The organism is Streptomyces griseochromogenes (genome assembly GCF_001542625.1).
GTDB lineage: Bacteria > Actinomycetota > Actinomycetes > Streptomycetales > Streptomycetaceae > Streptomyces > Streptomyces griseochromogenes.
On record NZ_CP016279.1, the window covers coordinates 3,183,958 to 3,201,749 of the forward strand.

The window sequence follows — 17,792 nt, forward strand, 5'->3', positions numbered from 1 at the left end:
CCTTGGCACGAGTTGTCTGCGACGGCATGTGCGGGGCGCCTGTTGTTCGGGGGGCTTGTTCGGGTTGGCGTGTGCGGCTTTCGTTGTGGCTGGTCGCGGCCACGCGGCGGAGCCGCATATGGACACAGCCCCGCGCCCCTCAGGGAGTCTGCCGTGCCGTGAGGATTCTGGGGCCGTCTTCCGTGATCGCCACCGTGTGTTCGGCGTGGGCCGCGCGGGAGCCGTCTGCCGTGCGCAGGGTCCAGCCGTCCGGAGCCTCGTAGTAGCCGTCCTTGCCGCTCGCGATCAGCATCGGCTCGATCGCCAGGACCATGCCGTGGCGCAGTGGAAGACCCCGGCCGGGGCGGCCCTCGTTCGGGACATCGGGGTCCTCGTGCATGCGACGGCCGATGCCGTGGCCGCCGAAGCCGGAGGGGATGCCGTAGCCGGCCGTGCGGCAGGCCCGGCCGACGGCGTGGGCGATGTCGCCGATGCGGTTGCCGACGACGGCCGCCTCGATGCCGGCCGCCAGGGCGCGCTCGGCGGTGTCGATCAGGCGCAGGTCCGCCGGTCGCGCGCGGCCGACCGTGAAGCTGATCGCCGAGTCGCCGGCCCAGTCGTCCAGGATCGCGCCGCAGTCGATGGAGACCAGGTCGCCGTCGCGCAGGCGGTGGGGTGTGGGGATGCCGTGCACGATCGCGTCGTTCACCGAGGCGCAGATGACCGCGGGGAAGGGGGTCGGGGCGAAGGAGGGGCGGTAGCCGAGGAAGGGGGAGGAGGCTCCCGCCTCGCGCAGCACCTGCCGGGCCACCTCGTCCAGCTCCAGCAGGGAGACGCCGACGCCCGCGGCCTCCCGTACGGCCGTCAGGGCCCGCCCGACGACCTGGCCCGCAGCGTGCATCGCGTCGATCGATGTGTCCGTCTTCAGTTCCACCATGCCAATTACTATACCGGTATTTGAATGGGGATCGGATGGTGGGTGGTATTAGAATGGGCGGTATGGTGCGCACCCCTCTCACCCCCGAAGAGCGCGAACGAGGCGAACGGCTCGGGCGGCTGCTGCGCGAAGCCCGCGGAGGGCGGAGCATGGCCGAGATCGCGGCCGAGGCGGGCGTCTCGGCCGAGACGCTCCGCAAGATCGAGACCGGGCGGGCGCCGACGCCGGCCTTCTTCACGGTGGCCGCGCTGGCCGGGGTGCTCGGGCTGTCCATGGACGAGCTGGTCGCGATGTGCGCTCCGGTGGGCGTCTGAGGTGTGCCCGGGGCGCGCGCAAGGGCCGGACGTCCGCGCTGAGCCCCTCGCACTCTCCCTGAAAACTGTGCGTAGCAGGCCCGTAACACGACTGGTGTTGCCTACCGACCGGAGTACTGGCGGTCGGGCGGGAGTCGGGCGATGGCGGTGGATCAACTCCCAGGTCCGGTCCGGGAGTTCGCGAACTACCTGGACGGCCTGCTGGGACGCCTGGATCAGGGCGGGGGCTGGTGCGGGGTCTTCTGGCAGCGCGACCCGGACGGCATGCGGGCCTGTCTCGACGGGCATGAGGTGCCGCCGTGGGACGTGCTGGAATCGTTGCTGGAGGACCTCGCGGCGGCGTACGGCCCCGCCGCGGCAGGGGCTGAGAGGAAACGGGCCCGCCTGCTGCGCGCGGCCGCCGTCTCGGCGTACGACGCCCTGCCCGGCGCCCGGGACACCCTCGGCGACCGCCTCGACGTCATGCTCCGCGAACAGCGCTACGCCGCCGAGCGCCAGGCCGGACTGAGCCGCCTGCTCACCGCGGCGACCACCCGTGAGGAGGCCGACGCCCTCCGCGTCGACCTGGCCTGGGCCCGCGACGACCAGGAGAGGGCCGACGCCCGGTGCGCCGAACTCCGCAGGCGGACGGCGGACCTTGACCGACGGGCGGTGGAAGTGCCGGTCCCGGACGCCCCCCTCGCCTGGAGCGTGGAGCTGGACTTCGAAGGTCCCCGTGGGGCGGGAGAGGGTGCGGCCGCACCCGGGGGGCACGGGGCTGCCGGGGGAGATACGGGCACGGGTGGAGCGGCCACCACGGTCCCCGCGCGGCCCCGCAAGCGCCGTCGTGGCAGTGCGCGGTTCGCCGGGATGGCCGAGGACGAGGTGGCCCCTGCCGTCGTACCGCGGACCGGTGCCGTCGCGGTGCCGGAAGTGCCCGCCGGGCGGCGTACGCCGCGTGGGGCCAGATTCGCCGGGGCGGCGGAGGCCGATGTGCCGGTGCGGGTACCCGCCGGGGCGGTGGACGCCGGGGTGGTGGACGCCGAGGCGGGGGCGGCGGTCGCCGGTGCCGTCGAGAAGCTGGAGCGGCTGCGGGCGCAAGGGCTCGGCGGTGAGGCGCATGTGCTGCTGGTCGAGATCGCGCACTGGCCCGCCGCCCGCCTCCCGCTGCTCGCGGACGGCCTGCACCGCGCCGGACTCGGCGCCGACTGGGCCACGCTGCTGTGGGAGGCCGCCTCGCTGCCCGCGGAGCGGCTGATCGCCGCCGCCGACGCGCTGCGGGCCGCCGGAAGGGCCGCGGACGGGCAGGAGATGCTGCGGCAGGGGGTCGCCCGGCCGGCCGCGGAGATCGGCGCCGCCGTGCTCGGGCTGGCCGCCGAGGGCCGCCTGAGGGAGGTGCGTGCCCTGCTGGACGCCTACGTCCGGGTGCGCACGCCCGAGGAGGCCGCCCGCAGCGCCGCCGCCGACCCGGGCCGCCTCGTCCCGCTCCTCCTGGAGGCCGCCCGGGGCGTCTCCGAGGAGCGCCACTGGGACCTGGTGCACGCTGTGCGGGTGGCCGGGTTCACCGCCTGACCGGAGGCGCGGCTCACCCTATGGAGTGTGAAACGTGATCGACTCCGCGGGTTAACGACGATGGTCTTGGCAAGGACCTTCATGAGGCTTACGTTCGTGCCTCTAGGGGCCGTTTCTACGGGCGTAGAGGCTCGGACGTCACGTCGAAGGAGCAGCTCATGGCCAACGTCGTACGTGCCGCACTGGTCCAGGCCACCTGGACCGGCGACACCGAGTCCATGGTGGCGAAACACGAGGAGCACGCCCGCGAGGCGGCCCGCCGTGGCGCACGGGTCATCGGATTCCAGGAAGTCTTCAACGCCCCCTACTTCTGCCAGGTCCAGGAGCCCGAGCACTACCGCTGGGCCGAGCCGGTGCCCGACGGCCCGACCGTCCGCCGGATGCGGGACCTCGCCCGCGAGACCGGCATGGTGATCGTCGTACCGGTCTTCGAGATCGAGCAGTCCGGCTTCTACTACAACACCGCAGCCGTCGTCGACGCCGACGGCACCTACCTCGGCAAGTACCGCAAGCACCACATCCCGCAGGTCAAGGGCTTCTGGGAGAAGTACTACTTCAAGCCCGGCAATCTGGGATGGCCGGTCTTCGACACGGCCGTCGGCAAGGTCGGCGTCTACATCTGCTACGACCGGCACTTCCCGGAGGGATGGCGGCAACTGGGGCTGAACGGAGCCCAGTTGGTCTACAACCCCTCCGCCACCCACCGTGGGCTGTCGTCCTACCTGTGGCAGCTGGAGCAGCCCGCCGCGGCGGTCGCCAACGAGTACTTCATCGCCGCCATCAACCGGGTCGGCCAGGAGGAGTACGGGGACAACGACTTCTACGGAACCTCGTACTTCGTCGACCCGCGCGGGCAGTTCGTCGGCGACGCCGCCAGCGACAAGGCCGAGGAACTCCTCGTCCGCGACCTCGACTTCGACCTCATCGAGGAAGTGCGGCAGCAGTGGGCCTTCTACCGCGACCGCCGTCCCGACGCCTACGAAGGGCTGGTCCAGCCGTGAACGACCTCTACTCCCGCCACCGCGGTGTCCTGCCCGACTGGCTCGCCCTCTACTACGACGAGCCGCTGGAGATCACCCATGGCGAGGGCCGCCACGTCTGGGACTCCGCAGGCAACAAGTACCTGGACTTCTTCGGCGGCATCCTCACCACGATGACCGCGCACGCCCTGCCCGAGGTGACCAAGGCGGTCACCGAGCAGGCGGGGCGGATCATCCACTCCTCGACCCTCTACCTCAACCGGCCGATGGTCGAACTCGCCGAGCGCATCGCCCAGGTGAGCGGCATCCCGGACGCCCGGGTCTTCTTCACCACCTCCGGCACCGAGGCCAACGACACCGCCCTGCTGCTCGCCACCACCTACCGGCGCAGCAACACGGTCCTGGCCATGCGCAACAGCTACCACGGCCGCTCCTTCAGCACCGTCGGCATCACCGGCAACCGCGGCTGGTCCCCGACCTCGCTGTCCCCGCTGCAGACCCTGTACGTCCACGGCGGCGTCCGCACCCGCGGCCCGTACACCGAGCTGGACGACCGCGCGTTCATCGACGCCTGTGTCGCGGACCTGAAGGACATCCTCGGCCACACTCGTCCGCCGGCCGCGCTGATCGCCGAACCCATCCAGGGCGTGGGCGGCTTCACCTCCCCGCCGGACGGACTGTACGCGGCGTTCCGCGACGTGCTGAACGCCCACGGGATCCTGTGGATCGCCGACGAGGTACAGACCGGCTGGGGCCGCACCGGCGAGCACCTCTGGGGCTGGCAGGCGCATGCCCAAAGCGGCCCGCCGGACATCGTCACCTTCGCCAAGGGCATCGGCAACGGCATGTCCATCGGCGGGGTGATCGCCCGCGCGGACGTCATGAACTGCCTGGACGCCAACAGCATCTCGACGTTCGGCGGCACCCAGATCACCATGGCCGCGGGCCTCGCCAACCTCAACTACCTCCTCGAACACGACCTCCAGGGCAACGCCCGGCGCGTCGGAGGCCTGCTCATCGAACGGCTGCGGGCCGTCACCGCCCAGCTGCCCGGCGTACGGGAGGTGCGCGGCCGCGGCCTGATGATCGGCATCGAGCTGGTCAGGCCGGGGACGGACGAGGCCGATCCGCAGGCGGCCGCCGCGATCCTGGAGGCGGCCCGCGAGGGCGGCCTGCTCATCGGCAAGGGCGGCGGCCACAACACCAGCGCCCTGCGCATCGCCCCGCCGCTGTCGCTGACCGTCGCGGAGGCCGAGGAGGGCGCGGCGATCCTGGAACGCGCGCTGCGGAGCACGTTCTAGAGCCGCCCGAGGAGTACGTACGAGAGAGCAGGTGCACGGCCATGACCACCACCTCGGAGACCCGGCACGGCTGGGAACCCGTGCTCTCCGTCCGCCAGGTGCTCACCCTGGAGCGCGTTCTGGCCGGGGAGCCCGAGGTGGTGGCCGGAGCCGGGCAGCTCGACCGGCCGGTGCGCTGGGTGCATGTCGCCGAGGCCGCCGACGTCGGCGTGATGCTCAGCGGCGGCGAGATGGTGCTCACCACCGGCGTGCTCCTCGCCGGCGACGAGGCCAAGCAGGCCGAGTACATCCAGTCCCTGCACCGGGCGGAGGCCGCGGCCGTGGTCCTCGGCCTCGGGCGGGCGTTCCCCGCACCGCCGGAGGTGATGCGCAGGGCCGCCGAGCGGTGCGGGCTGCCCCTGGTCGTCCTGCACCGGCCCTTCCCCTTCGCCGAGCTGACCGAGGAGGTCCAGTCCCGGCTGGTGCGGCGGAAGTTCGCCGCCGTGAGCCTGTCGGAGACCGTACGGACCGCGCTCACCGGGCTGATCACCGCGGGCGCTCCGCTCGGACGCCTCCTCGACGAGGTCGCCCAGCACAGCGGCTGCCCGGTCGTGGTCACCAACCTCGCCCACCGTGTCCTCGCCACGGCCGGCGAGCGGCCGGCCGTGGACGACGTGCTGCGCGACTGGGAGCGGATCGCCCGGCAGGCCGGCGGCAGCGAGGGCGACGGCTGGATCCGCGCCGAGCTGGACGGCCGCGGAGAGCGCTGGGGCCGGCTGCTGCTGTGCGGGTACCGGGGCGACGCGGCGACCGGACGGCTGCTCGCCGACCGGGCCGCCGAGGCGCTCGTCCTGCACCGCATGCTCGGCGGCCATGTGACGCACACCTGGGAGGAGCAGTCCGCGCAGAGCCTGCTGACCGACCTGGTCTCCGAGGTCGTACCGGCCCGGCAGCTGCTGCCGAGGGCACGTGCGGCCGGACTCCCCGTCAACCGCCGGACCTTCGTGCCCCTCGTCGTCCCCGGCGGCGATCCGGCGCGGCTGGACCGGGTGCTGCGCATGCTGGGGCTGTCCGGGCTGGTCGCCGAGCTGGCCGACGGTGCCACCGCCGTCCTGCTGAGCCTCGCCCGCGACCAGGGGGCCGAGACGCTGACCGCCCACTTCGCACAGCGGCTGCGCACCGAGACCGGGCTGCCGGCCACGGTGGTCGCCGCCGCCGATCCGCGCACCGGCTGGGACGACGTGCCGGCGGGCCTGCGCGAGGCGCGGCATGTCGCCGAGGCGGTGGCCGACTCCTCCGCCGCCCGCGACCTGCCGGCGGTCGTACGGCTCAGGGACGTCCATCTGCGCGGTCTGGTACGGCTGTTGCGCGACGACCCGCACGTGCAGTCCTTCGCCGAGCGGGAACTCGACGGGCTGCTGAACGGCGCGGACCAGGAACTGCTCGGCGTACTGCGCACCTATCTGGCGACCGGCCGCAACAAGTCCCGCACCGCCCAGCTCCACCACGTCTCCCGGCCCGCCCTCTACCGCCGGCTGGAGGCGATACAGACACGGCTGGGCGTGGACCTCGACGACTTCGAGCAGGCGGCCTCCGTGCACATCGCGCTGCTCGCGCACGACGCGCAACAGCGGTGAAACATGCCACGACCTGGGAAAACGGTGGTGAAACATGGGCCCCCGAACGCGTGACACGGTGGCACGCGGCGCGCCCGCACGCGTGACACGCTGCAACTCAAAGGGTCCATCCGGACTTTCTAGGCTCACCGCACACCGAGCTACCGGAGGTCCCGATGAGCCGAGTGATCCGTGCCGCCCTGTTCCAGACCGCGTGGACCGGCGACAAGGAATCCATGATCCAGGTCCACGAGCAGGCGGCCCGCGACGCGGCCGCACAGGGCGCCCAGGTCCTGTGCTTCCAGGAGCTGTTCTACGGCCCCTACTTCTGCCAGGTCCAGGACAAAGCCTTCTACGAGTACGCCGAGCAGATCCCGAACGGCCCGACCGTCAGGCGCTTCCAGGCGCTCGCGAAGGAACTCGGCATCGTCCTCGTGCTGCCCATGTACGAGGAGGAACAGCCGGGCGTCCTCTACAACACCGCGGCCGTCATCGACGCGGACGGCTCCTATCTGGGCAAGTACCGCAAGACTCACATCCCCCAGGTGCGGGGATTCTGGGAGAAGTTCTACTTCCGCCCCGGCAACAGCGGCTGGCCCGTCTTCGACACGGCCGTCGGCAGGATCGGCGTCTACATCTGCTACGACCGCCACTTCCCGGAGGGCTGGCGGGCGCTCGGCCTGGCCGGCGCCGAGATCGTCTTCAACCCGTCGGCCACCTCCCGCGGCCTGTCCCGCTACCTGTGGCAGCTGGAACAGCCGGCGGCGGCCGTCGCCAACGAGTACTTCGTGGGCGCGATCAACCGGGTCGGGGTGGAGGACCTGGGCGACAACGACTTCTACGGCACCACGTACTTCGTGGACCCGGAGGCCCAGTTCGTCGGCGAGGTGGCGAGCGACAAGGAGACCGAACTCGTCGTCCGCGACCTGGACCTGGCCAAACTCCGCGAGGTCCGCGACCGCTGGCAGTTCTACCGCGACCGGGAGCCGGGGACGTACACGCCGCTGACCGCACCCTGACAACGCCGCTCGTGTGGACGCGCCCCACAGGGGCGCGGGGAACTGCGCGACCAGCCCAAGACGACCCGCACCCGATCATGAAGGAGAGGGCCCCATGACCGGCCGTACCGTCATCCGCGGTGGTCTCGTCATCACCGCGTCCGACGAGATCCACGCCGACGTCCTGATCGAGGACGGCCGCATCGCCGCCCTCGCCGCCTCGGCCACGCCCGCCGCCGAGGCGTTCACCGCCGAGAGGGTGATCGACGCCACCGGGAAGTACGTCATCCCGGGCGGCGTCGACGCCCACACCCACATGGAGCTGCCGTTCGGCGGCACGTTCGCCTCCGACACCTTCGAGACCGGCACCCGGGCCGCCGCCTGGGGCGGGACGACCACCATCGTCGACTTCGCCGTGCAGAGCGTCGGCCACACCCTGCGTGAAGGACTGGACGCCTGGCACGCCAAGGCCGAGGGCAACTGCGCGATCGACTACGGCTTCCACATGATCGTCTCCGATGTGAACCAGGAGACGCTCAAGGAGATGGACCTGCTGGTCGAGGAGGGCGTCACCAGCTTCAAGCAGTTCATGGCCTACCCGGGCGTCTTCTACTCCGACGACGGCCAGATCCTGCGGGCCATGCAGCGCTCCGCCGACAACGGCGGCCTGATCATGATGCACGCCGAGAACGGCATCGCGATCGACGTCCTGGTCGAGCAGGCACTGGCCCGCGGGGAGACCGACCCCCGCTACCACGGGGAGGTCCGCAAGGCCCTGCTGGAGGCCGAGGCCACCCACCGCGCCATCCGGCTCGCACAGGTGGCCGGAGCGCCCCTGTACGTCGTGCACGTCTCGGCGATGGAGGCGGTCGCCGAGCTGGCGCGGGCGCGCGACGAGGGGCTGAACGTCTTCGGCGAGACCTGCCCGCAGTATCTGTTCCTGTCCACCGACAACCTCGCCGAGCCGGACTTCGAGGGCGCCAAGTACGTGTGCAGCACGCCCCTGCGGCCCAGGGAGCACCAGGCCAAGCTGTGGCAGGGCCTGCGCACCAACGACCTCCAGGTGGTCTCCACCGACCACTGCCCCTTCTGCTTCGTGGGCCAGAAGGAGCTGGGCCGCGGGGACTTCTCCAAGATCCCCAACGGCCTGCCCGGCGTCGAGAACCGCATGGACCTGCTCCACCAGGCCGTCGTCGACGGACACATCTCCCGCCGCCGCTGGATCGAGATCGCCTGCGCCACCCCGGCCCGTATGTTCGGCATGTACCCGAAGAAGGGCACCATCGCCCCGGGAGCCGACGCCGACATCGTCATCTACGACCCCCACGCCGAGCAGGTCATGTCCGCCGAGACGCACCACATGAACGTCGACTACTCGGCCTACGAGGGCAGGCGGACCACCGGCCGGGTCGAGACCGTGCTCTCGCGCGGCGAACCCGTCATCACCGAGCGGGAGTACACCGGACACGCCGGCCACGGCGTCTACACTCCACGCTCCACCTGTCAGTACCTCAACTAGGAGTGGCGCCCATGGACTTCGGACTCGTCCTGCAGACCGACCCGCCGGCCTCCCGCGTCATCAGCCTGATGAAGCGGGCCGAGCGCAACGGCTTCACGTACGGCTGGACCTTCGACTCCGCCGTGCTGTGGCAGGAGCCGTTCGTGATCTACAGCCAGATCCTGGCGAACACCGAGAAGTTGACCGTAGGTCCGATGGTCACCAACCCGGGCACCCGCACCTGGGAGGTCACCGCCTCCACCTTCGCCACCCTCAACGACATGTTCGGCAACCGCACCGTGTGCGGCATCGGCCGCGGCGACTCGGCGATGCGGGTCGCGGGCCGCAAACCCAACACGCTCGCGCGCATCAGCGAGGCCATGAAGGTCATCCGGGCGCTCGCCCGGGGCGACTCCGCCGACCTCGGCGGCGGCACGGTCGTCCGGTTCCCGTGGACCAAGCCGGGCGCCGAACTCCCCGTCTGGATGGCCGCGTACGGCCCGAAGGCACTGAAGATGACCGGCGAGGAGGCCGACGGTTTCATCCTCCAGCTGTCCGACCTGTACCTGACCGAGTACATGGTGAAGGCCGTCAAGGACGCGGCCGTCGCCGCCGGGCGCGACCCGTCCGAGGTGACGATCTGCGTGGCGGCCCCGGCGTACGTCACCGAGGACGACTCGCCCGAGGCCCTCGCCCACGGCCGCGACCAGTGCCGCTGGTTCGGCGGCATGGTCGGCAACCACGTCGCCGACCTGGTCGCCAAGTACGGCGAGCACTCCTCCCAGGTTCCCGAGGAACTCACCGACTACATCAAGGCGCGGCAGGGCTACGACTACTCACACCACGGGCGCAGCGGCAACCCGGACACCGAGTTCGTGCCCGACGAGATCGTGGACCGCTTCTGCGTCATCGGGCCGCCCGAGAAGCACATCGAGAAGCTCGAAGCGCTCCGCGCGCTGGGCGTCGACCAGTTCGCGGTGTACGACATGCACGACGCGCAGGAGGCCACCATCGACGCCTACGGCACGACGGTGATCCCGGCCGTCAACGCCTGACCCCACCCTGTCCCCTCCCCAACCCCCCACCTCTGGTCACCCCTCCCCGCCGTCCGGGGGAGGGGCTGGTGCCCGCACGGCCTCTTACGACCCACCTCACTCGATTGGCCTGCCCATGACCGACACCGCCCCCACGGCCATACCACCGTCCGCTCAGGTCACCCGCCCCGACGGCCGGGTGGAGATCGCCCCCGGTTCGCCGCAGCCCAACGGCCCCTACGCCAACGCGGATCTGCTGCCGGTCCCGGTCGAGAGCGCACCTGGACCACGTACAACTTCTCCGCGCTCTGGGTCGGCATGGCCCACAACACGGCCTCCTGGACCCTCGCCTCCGGTCTGATCGCCGTCGGCATGGACTGGAAGCAGGCGGTGTTCACCATCGCCCTCGCCAACCTGATCGTGCTGGTGCCCATGCTGCTCACCGGCCACGCGGGACCCAAGTACGGCATCCCGTTCCCGGTCTTCGCCCGCGCCTCCTTCGGGGTGCGCGGTGCCAACCTCCCCGCCGTCGTCAGGGCGTTGGTGGCCTGCGGCTGGTTCGGCATCCAGACCTGGATCGGCGGCGAGGCCATCTACTTCCTGGCCGGCAAGCTCATCGGCGACAGCTGGGCGAACGCCGCGCACATCGGTGGCTACGCCTGGACCATGTGGCTGTCGTTCGCGATCTTCTGGGCCATCCAGGTCGCCATCATCTACCGGGGCATGGAGACCATCCGCCGCTTCGAGAACTGGGCCGCGCCCTTCGTCCTCGTCGGCGCCTTCGTGATGCTGTGGTGGATGAGCGCCAAGGCGGGCGGCGTCGGCCCGCTGTTCGACCAGCCCTCCAGACTGGGCTGGGGCGGCGACTTCTGGAAGCTGTTCTGGCCCTCCCTGATGGGCATGATCGGCTTCTGGTCCACGCTGTCCCTGAACATCCCCGACTTCACCCGCTACGGCAAGAGCCAGCGGGCCCAGACCTCGGGTCAGGCGCTCGGTCTGCCGACCACGATGACCCTCTTCGCCTTCCTGTCCGTGCTCGTCACCTCCGGTTCGCAGGCCGTCTACGGCAAGCCCGTCTGGGACCCGGTCCAGCTCGCGGCCAAGACGGACAACGTGGTCGGCCTGCTCTACGCCCTGGTCACCGTGCTGGTGGCGACCCTGTCCGTGAACATCGCGGCCAACCTGGTCTCCCCGGCCTTCGACTTCTCCAACGTCGCGCCGCGCAGGATCGGGTTCCGCACGGGTGCCCTGATCACCTCGGTCCTCGCCGTGCTGATCTTCCCGTGGAAGCTGTACTCCGACCCGCAGGGCTACATCTTCACCTGGCTCGGCCTGGTCGGCGGACTGCTCGGCACGGTCGCGGGCATCCTCGTCGCCGACTACTGGATCCTGCGCCGCACCCGCCTCGCCCTCGCCGACCTGTACCGTGCGGGCGGCCGCTACTGGTATGCGGGCGGCTGGAACTGGCGGGCCGTGGCCGCCTTCGCGGTCGGCGGCGTCCTCGCGGTCGGCGGCGCGGACTTCCATCCGCTGATCGACGGCCGCCCCGTCCCGGTCCTCAAGCCTCTCGCCGACTACGGCTGGGCGGTGGGGCTCGGCACCTCACTGGTGCTCTACCTGGCGCTGACGCTGCTGACCGGGCGGAGGGAGGACGCTACGGCGCGGGCCGCCTGAGCGAGGACCGCCCCGGCGGACGGCGGCCGCCGGGGTCCCGCTACACGCAGTGCGACCGCTGCGCCATGGGCGCGACGGCCTTCGACAGGTCGAGCAGCACGGTGTCGACGGCCCGCACCCCGGGCGAGACGGTCACTTCCACGGCGGGGCTGCGCCCGTAGGACACGAGGACCTTCCGGCCCGCCTGCCGAGAGCGGGCCTGTTCGAGCAGCCAGTCCACGCCGTTCACGCTCACGCACGGATCGGCCGACGGCCCCGGCGAGGTCACGCCGCACCGGGCGGTCACGGCGCCCGCGCCCCACGCCTCGGCGCCGGTCACGTCCACCCGTTCGCGCCGGTGGCCGTCGAGCCGCCCGGGCCAGCGCCCGGCCAGGCCCGTACACGCGGGGCCGGACGCGCGCTCGGCCGCTCGCAGCCCGTACCGCGGGTCGCTGTCGTGCCGGGCCCACCAGGCCCAGCCGGACGCCGCCACCATGACCGCCAGCGCTCCGGCCCCGACCGCGTACCGCACCCGCACAAAAGCCCCCGTGTCTCGTCGGTCCGGCGCCCGCCGGTGCCGTCCCGTCGGAACCTACAGCACCCCAAGATCCGTCCCTCACCCGGCTGTTGCGATACTCGTGAACCGTGAAGACGCGACCGTTGCTGTGGACCGCGGCCTGCCTGCTGCTGGCGTCCTGCCATGCGGGGACGGGCACCGCCGGCTCCGACGAGAAGAGCGGGCCCGTTCCCGCCGCGGAGCGCCGGGCCGCACCCGACCTCGCCGGCGACAGCCTGGACGGCAAGCCCCTGCGGCTGTCCGACTACCGCGGCAAGGTCGTCGTACTCAACGCGTGGGCCTCCTATTGCGGGCCCTGCCGGGCCGAGGTGCCCGAACTCGACGCGGCCCAGAAACACCTCGCCGCCAAGGGGGTCCGGTTCCTCGGGCTCGACGCCGACTCGGACACCGCCGGCGGCCGGGCCTTCCAGCGGGACCACCGGCTGGCCTACCCCAGCTTCAGCGACCCCTCCGGCCACCAGATGCTGAAGTTCCCCAGGGGCTCGGTTCCGCGGGGCGTGCCCTTCACGGTCGTCATCGACGCCCGGGGCAGGATGGCGCACGTCCACCCCGGCCCCGTCACGGAAGAGGAACTGCGCGATCTGGTGCTGCCGCTGACTCACGCCTGACGGGCCGTCAGCCAAAACCGTCAGCCGGATCCGCCGCCCTGCAAGGCGGCGACGGCGGCCTTGGCGGCCTGGATGGCCCCCTTGTTGATCTCGTCCGTGTCCGGGGCCTTCTTCGTGTCGAAGTCGCTGCCGTTGTAGGTGACGATCACCAGGGCGTTGGAGACGCGGGCCATCACCACGCCCTCGCGGGTCTGCTGCTTGTCCTCCGTCGTCAGGTTCACGACGGAGTAACCGGCGTCCCCGAGCCCCGGGACGGCCCCGCCGCCGCTCTTCTCGGCGACGTGCTGCTCGTACTCCTTCTTCGCCTGCTCGTCCGACTCGGAGATCTCGAAGGAGACGTCGAGCCAGCGGTAGGCGTAGCCCTTCAGGGCGTTCCAGGAGCAGGTGCGGCGCACCTTGGTGTCCGTGGAAGGTATCTCCTTGCCCGTCGCCTTGGCCCCGGGCACCAAGGACTTGAGTGTCGCCGCGGGCACGCTGGTGCAGGGGGCGGGCGCGGCGGCGTACGTCTTCGAGACCTGGGTGGAGGACGGTGCGGAGGCCGACTGCGTGGGGGTCTGGCGGGCCGTCCGGTGGCCGTCGGCGGGGGACGCGGCGGGGCCCGACGACAGCGCCCAGCCGGCGCAGGCGAGCACGGCGACGGGGGTCAGGCGTGCGGTGAGGGCGAGCGGCAGAGGAAGAGAACGCACGGCGCACTTCTCGTGGGGGAGGGGGTACGGAAGGGGTCCGCATGGTGGACGGGGACGACAGTGTCACATGACTGTCTGTGGGGCGGAAGGGCGAACTCGCTGCGTGCCCGGGCGGTCACGGCAACGCGTTCACGACGTATGGATCTGCCCCTTATGTAACTCCAGCCGGCGCTGGGAGGCGGGACGACGGGCGTATCGCTCGCGGTCATGTTCCGGTGGAGTGCGCCTCGAACCAGCGGCGGGCGCCGACTTCGCTGGGGTATTCACGGACGATGATCGCGGCGGCGAACCAGCCGACGCACCACGCGGCGAACGCCGGCATGACAGGAGCGGCGAGCAGCATGAGCCCGCGACCCAGGGCGATCAGGCCCGGGACACGCCCGGTGCGGTCGCGTCTGCCCCGGAGAGTCTGGCTGGGAGTGGGCGGATCGAGAAGCGCTTCGCGCAGGCCCTTGCGCTGCGACATCCAGCCCCACACCAAGGCCACGACGGACGCGGCCACCTGCACGCCGTCCCACACGACACGCGCGGTGGACGGCAGCAGGTCCCGGAACCCCGAGTAGAAGGCCAGCGCCATGAAGCACACGATGGCGGCGGCGATGAGCATGTTGACGGCCGTCAGCACGCGGCGGAGCCAGTAGCGTCGGCCGCGCGCGTACCAGGTGGTGCCGAGGCCCGGAAGCCGGGGGATGCCGACGGGCGCCGCGCCGGCCGGTGCTTCAGAAGATGCTCGTGACGCCATGCCAGACATCCTTCACCAGTCGCTTTCCGTCATCGACCGTCTCCGTGGCGACATGCCCGGCACCGGTCAGCACACCGCCGACCACCCCGTGGTCATGGATGTCCTCGCTCCAGTGCTCGTGGAGGGTGTGGTCGATCACGGAGGTCGAGACGATCACCGCGCCGACGCCGACCGCGGCCACGGCGCCCGCGGTCAGATCGATGGGCGCCGTGGCCACGAGGCCGGCCGTGATGGCCGCTCCCGCGGCCAGACCGCCGAGGTTCGCGCCCTCGTCGACGGCGACCGAGTGCTGCCAGGACCAGCCCTTGTCGTGGTCGTCGGAAGCCTCCAGGAAGCCGCAGGCGCCGGCCGCCACGACGTCCACAACGGGCAACTCCTTGAGGACGTCCGGCAGCGCCTCCAGCCCCTTGCCCAGACGCAGCGCGTCGGCGGCGTCGGCCAGCTTGACGTTCAGGGCACGGTCGTAGGGCAGCTTGGTGCTGCCGTTGTCGGCGCGCGCGATGTCCTCCTCCAGCGAGTCGACCTTGGTGACCGCGTCGCGGTAGGCGCTCTTGGCGGGCAGGTCGTCGGGCATCTTGCGGCCCTGCTGCTGGAACACCTTGCGCTCGGCGCGCAGTTGCTTCTTGGCGTCCTGCGCCTCCGCCTTGGCCGTGTCGATGTGCTTGCGGGCCTCGATGCCCCCTGCCCGGGCGTCCTCGGCGTCATACGCGTACAGCCCGCGCAGCGCGTCGTACAGGGTGATCTTGTCGCCCGGGGACACCGAATCGTCCTTCGACGTCACCTTGTCGTACAACCCCTGCAACTGCTGCGCCGCCACCAGCCGCGCGTGCTGGGCGGTGTGCAGGACCTCGTTGCGCGCGGTGTTGTACTCGTTCATCGCGGAGATGGTCTTCTGGTCGTCCGCGCTCGGCGGATCGGCCGTCATGACCGGCAGCGGGGCGCCCTTGGGGTCCGTCGCCACGCCCTTGCCGGCCGCGATGTGCTGCGCGTTCTGCAAGGAGGTGTTGCACGTGGACAGTGCGTTGGCCAGGGTCTCCAGGATCTCGCCCGCCGCGTGCACCAGTTCGGCGAAGCCGCCGGCGGCCAGCGCGTCCTCGCTCCACTTGGCGCGGAAGTTCTCGGCCGCTTCGCCCTGCCAGCCCGCGTCGCCGACCAGTTTGTCGACGGCGCCACTGAGCGGCTTGACCACGCCGTCGAGCTTGTCCTTGGCGTTCTTGTACGTCTCGGCCATCGTGCGCAGTCCGCCGATGTCACCGCCGACCCAGCTGTCACCCATCAGCTCTCACCCCATCAAGTCTTCGAAGACACCGTGGACGTCCACGTCGTGCCGGTGGAAGGAGTCCCGCGCGTACGCGACCTTGTCCCCGTGGTCGTCCAGCCGGTCGGCCATGCCGATGTGCAGGGCGATGATGAGGTCCGCGACCTCCTTGATGGCCGAGTCCAGCCCCGCGTCGCCGCCGCTGACCACGGGCGGTGCCACGTCGGGGCGCAGCTTGCGGTAGTCGCCGGCCTGATCGTGGAAGGTCTTCGCCATGGTGGAAAGGTCGTCGTAGACCACCTTGAAGTCGCTCATCGGCGCACCTCCCGCGCATAGGCCGCCAGGTCCTCCGGCCGCCAGTTGGGTTCTCCGGGCGTCACTCGTGGGTCGAGCAGCACGGTGAGGCCCTGCTCGGCCACGCCCTCCGCCATCGGGCCGATCGAGGCGGCGACCCACGGCTGCGCCTCGCCCAGCGCCTCCACCAGCTTCCGCGGCGTGCTGAACGCGAAGGCCACGGTGCCGTGAGCGGGATGCTCGAACAGTTCGAAGACGACGAAGGGCACGCGCGCGGGGCGGCCGTCCTTGCCCGTCGACGCGACGGACCTCGGATGTGCCGGTACGCACACCGGTGTGTGGTACGCGGGCACGCCCGGCTTGGGACGGGGCCGGTCGTCCGTGGCCAGGCCGGGCGGCGGGGCCGCCTCGACGAGGTCCTGCAGATGCGAACGACGTGGTCCCTGTTCCGGGACGTCATTTCCTGGCGGATCCTGCTCGACGAAGTCGAGCAGGCGTGAACGAATCGGCGCGCCCATCGCCGTCACCTCTCCCCGTGATTCGTGTGGCCGACCGGGCGCGACCACGGTAGCCATGGGGCGGCGAGGCAAATCCCCCTATGTCGGGGTGACGTCCGGGGCGGATGCGGAACCCATACGTCTGCTTGGCCGTCGGCGGGTCAGCTCTTGACCACCTGATGAACCGGGGACGCGGCGGCTACGGTACCCGGGCCGTCCACTCGGGTGACGTGAACTTGGTGCGGGCCAACTCCTGGGCGCGCGCCAGCTCCCGGTCCGTCACCTTGCCGTCCACGAGGCCGTACCGCCGCCGGAACGACTCGATCAGCCGGTCGATGACGGTCTCGCGCGGCAGCCCCGTCTGCCGGCGCAGCGGATCGACGCGCTTCTTCGCGCTCCTGGTGCCCTTGTCGGACAGCTTCTCCCGCCCGATCCTCAGCACCTCGACCATTTTGTCGGCGTCGATGTCGTAGGACATGGTCACGTGGTGCAGAACGGCGCCGGGCCCGCCGTCGTCGCCCACGATCCGCTTCTGCGCCGCGCCCGCGATCTTGCCCTGGTCGGTGGCGATGTCGTTCAGCGGCTGGTACCAGGCACGGATCCCCATCTCGCCGAGGGCGCCGAGCACCCAGTCGTCCAGGTAGGCGTAACTGTCCTGGAAGGACAGGCCCTGGACCAGCGCCTGGGGCACCGACAGCGAGTACGTGATCGTGTTGCCGGGCTCCACGAACATGGCGCCGCCGCCGGAGATCCGCCGCACCACCTGGATGCCGTGCCGGGCGGCGCCCTCCGGGTCCACCTCGTTGCGCAGCGACTGGAAGCTGCCGATGACCACGGCGGGCGCGCCCCACTCCCACACCCGCAGGGTGGGCGGGCGCCGGCCCGCGGCGACCTCGGCCGTGAGCACCTCGTCCAGGGCCATGTGCAGGGCGGGGGACTGCGGGCCCTCGTGGATCAGCTGCCAGTCGTAGTCGGTCCAGTCCGTGGCGTGCGCGAGCGCCCGGCGCACCGCGACCCCGACGCCCTCCGGCGTCAGGCCGTACATCACGGTCCCCGCGGGCAGCGCCGCCTCGATCCGGGCGGCCAGCCCGGCCGCGTCCGTGTCCGCCGGCGCGCCCTCCAGCGCGCGGTTCACCGCGTCGAGTGCCTCGTCGGGCTCCAGGAAGAAGTCGCCCGCGACGCGCGCGTGGCGCAGCACGCCGCCCTCGGCCTCGACGTCCACGACGATCAGCTTGCCGCCGGGCACCTTGTACTCACCGTGCACCGCCCGGGCCTCCTCTCCTGCCGCAC

At 71.4% G+C, this 17,792-nt stretch carries 17 protein-coding genes and 1 pseudogene; 10 read left to right on the forward strand and 8 right to left on the reverse strand.

Translation table 11 applies throughout. The features are described 5' to 3' along the window. Positions 1-139 precede the first annotated feature (139 nt). Positions 140-916 carry a type I methionyl aminopeptidase gene (map, locus tag AVL59_RS13585; protein ID WP_067303377.1) on the reverse strand — a complete coding sequence of 259 codons (777 nt, stop codon included), beginning with the start codon at positions 914-916 and terminating at the stop codon, positions 140-142. A 62-nt stretch (positions 917-978) separates the two neighbouring features. Here map and AVL59_RS13590 point away from each other — a divergent pair, with 62 nt between their 5' ends. From AVL59_RS13590 to AVL59_RS13630, 9 genes and pseudogenes are all read left to right on the forward strand, one after another. Beyond that, on the forward strand, positions 979-1,230 hold the full coding sequence (locus AVL59_RS13590; RefSeq protein ID WP_067303380.1) for a helix-turn-helix domain-containing protein: 252 nt from the start codon (positions 979-981) through the stop codon (positions 1,228-1,230). Between the two features lie 141 nt (positions 1,231-1,371). Beyond that, positions 1,372-2,781, forward strand: a complete 1,410-nt coding sequence (locus AVL59_RS13595; protein WP_067303383.1) for a hypothetical protein — start codon at positions 1,372-1,374, stop codon at positions 2,779-2,781. A 158-nt stretch (positions 2,782-2,939) separates the two neighbouring features. After that, positions 2,940-3,782 (forward strand): nitrilase-related carbon-nitrogen hydrolase, encoded by an 843-nt coding sequence (locus AVL59_RS13600; protein ID WP_067303386.1) that lies wholly within the window; start codon positions 2,940-2,942, stop codon positions 3,780-3,782. Continuing rightward, positions 3,779-5,062 (forward strand): aspartate aminotransferase family protein, encoded by a 1,284-nt coding sequence (locus AVL59_RS13605; protein WP_067303388.1) that lies wholly within the window; start codon positions 3,779-3,781, stop codon positions 5,060-5,062. The genes AVL59_RS13600 and AVL59_RS13605 overlap by 4 nt, the downstream gene beginning before the upstream one ends. 41 nt (positions 5,063-5,103) lie before the next feature. Beyond that, a complete protein-coding gene (locus AVL59_RS13610; protein WP_067303391.1) occupies positions 5,104-6,678 on the forward strand; it encodes a PucR family transcriptional regulator in 1,575 nt (524 codons plus the stop codon). A 155-nt stretch (positions 6,679-6,833) separates the two neighbouring features. Beyond that, positions 6,834-7,676 carry a nitrilase-related carbon-nitrogen hydrolase gene (locus tag AVL59_RS13615; RefSeq protein WP_067303396.1) on the forward strand — a complete coding sequence of 281 codons (843 nt, stop codon included), beginning with the start codon at positions 6,834-6,836 and terminating at the stop codon, positions 7,674-7,676. Positions 7,677-7,770: 94 nt separating this feature from the next. Beyond that, positions 7,771-9,174 (forward strand): dihydropyrimidinase, encoded by a 1,404-nt coding sequence (hydA, locus tag AVL59_RS13620; protein ID WP_067303399.1) that lies wholly within the window; start codon positions 7,771-7,773, stop codon positions 9,172-9,174. A gap of 11 nt (positions 9,175-9,185) precedes the next feature. Beyond that, on the forward strand, positions 9,186-10,208 hold the full coding sequence (locus AVL59_RS13625; RefSeq protein WP_067303401.1) for a TIGR03842 family LLM class F420-dependent oxidoreductase: 1,023 nt from the start codon (positions 9,186-9,188) through the stop codon (positions 10,206-10,208). 115 nt (positions 10,209-10,323) lie between these two features. Beyond that, positions 10,324-11,861: pseudogene (locus tag AVL59_RS13630) on the forward strand (NCS1 family nucleobase:cation symporter-1). A 40-nt stretch (positions 11,862-11,901) separates the two neighbouring features. Here the strand turns inward: AVL59_RS13630 and AVL59_RS13635 are convergent. Beyond that, the gene (locus AVL59_RS13635) at positions 11,902-12,378 is read right to left on the reverse strand and encodes a DUF3515 family protein (protein WP_067303406.1); all 477 of its coding nucleotides are present in this window, start codon (positions 12,376-12,378) and stop codon (positions 11,902-11,904) included. Between the two features lie 107 nt (positions 12,379-12,485). Here AVL59_RS13635 and AVL59_RS13640 point away from each other — a divergent pair, with 107 nt between their 5' ends. Continuing rightward, positions 12,486-13,025 (forward strand): TlpA family protein disulfide reductase, encoded by a 540-nt coding sequence (locus AVL59_RS13640; protein ID WP_079146685.1) that lies wholly within the window; start codon positions 12,486-12,488, stop codon positions 13,023-13,025. Between the two features lie 20 nt (positions 13,026-13,045). Here AVL59_RS13640 and AVL59_RS13645 read toward each other — a convergent pair whose 3' ends face one another. From AVL59_RS13645 to AVL59_RS13670, 6 genes are all read right to left on the reverse strand, one after another. Further along, a complete protein-coding gene (locus tag AVL59_RS13645) occupies positions 13,046-13,711 on the reverse strand; it encodes a hypothetical protein (protein ID WP_067303412.1) in 666 nt (221 codons plus the stop codon). 205 nt (positions 13,712-13,916) lie between these two features. Beyond that, positions 13,917-14,453 carry a hypothetical protein gene (locus tag AVL59_RS13650; RefSeq protein WP_067303415.1) on the reverse strand — a complete coding sequence of 179 codons (537 nt, stop codon included), beginning with the start codon at positions 14,451-14,453 and terminating at the stop codon, positions 13,917-13,919. Then, complete coding sequence (locus AVL59_RS13655) at positions 14,431-15,729, reverse strand: WXG100 family type VII secretion target (protein ID WP_067303418.1); 1,299 nt, start codon at positions 15,727-15,729, stop codon at positions 14,431-14,433. Before AVL59_RS13655 ends, AVL59_RS13650 begins: the two co-directional genes overlap by 23 nt. A gap of 6 nt (positions 15,730-15,735) precedes the next feature. After that, positions 15,736-16,026: a DUF6317 family protein gene (locus AVL59_RS13660; RefSeq protein ID WP_067303421.1), complete on the reverse strand. Its 291-nt coding sequence runs from the start codon at positions 16,024-16,026 to the stop codon at positions 15,736-15,738. Then, complete coding sequence (locus AVL59_RS54150; RefSeq protein WP_237281500.1) at positions 16,023-16,523, reverse strand: SAV_915 family protein; 501 nt, start codon at positions 16,521-16,523, stop codon at positions 16,023-16,025. Before AVL59_RS54150 ends, AVL59_RS13660 begins: the two co-directional genes overlap by 4 nt. A 178-nt stretch (positions 16,524-16,701) precedes the next feature. Beyond that, positions 16,702-17,766, reverse strand: coding sequence for a lipoate--protein ligase family protein (locus tag AVL59_RS13670; protein ID WP_067303424.1), 1,065 nt, complete (start codon positions 17,764-17,766; stop codon positions 16,702-16,704). Positions 17,767-17,792: the final 26 nt, after the last annotated feature.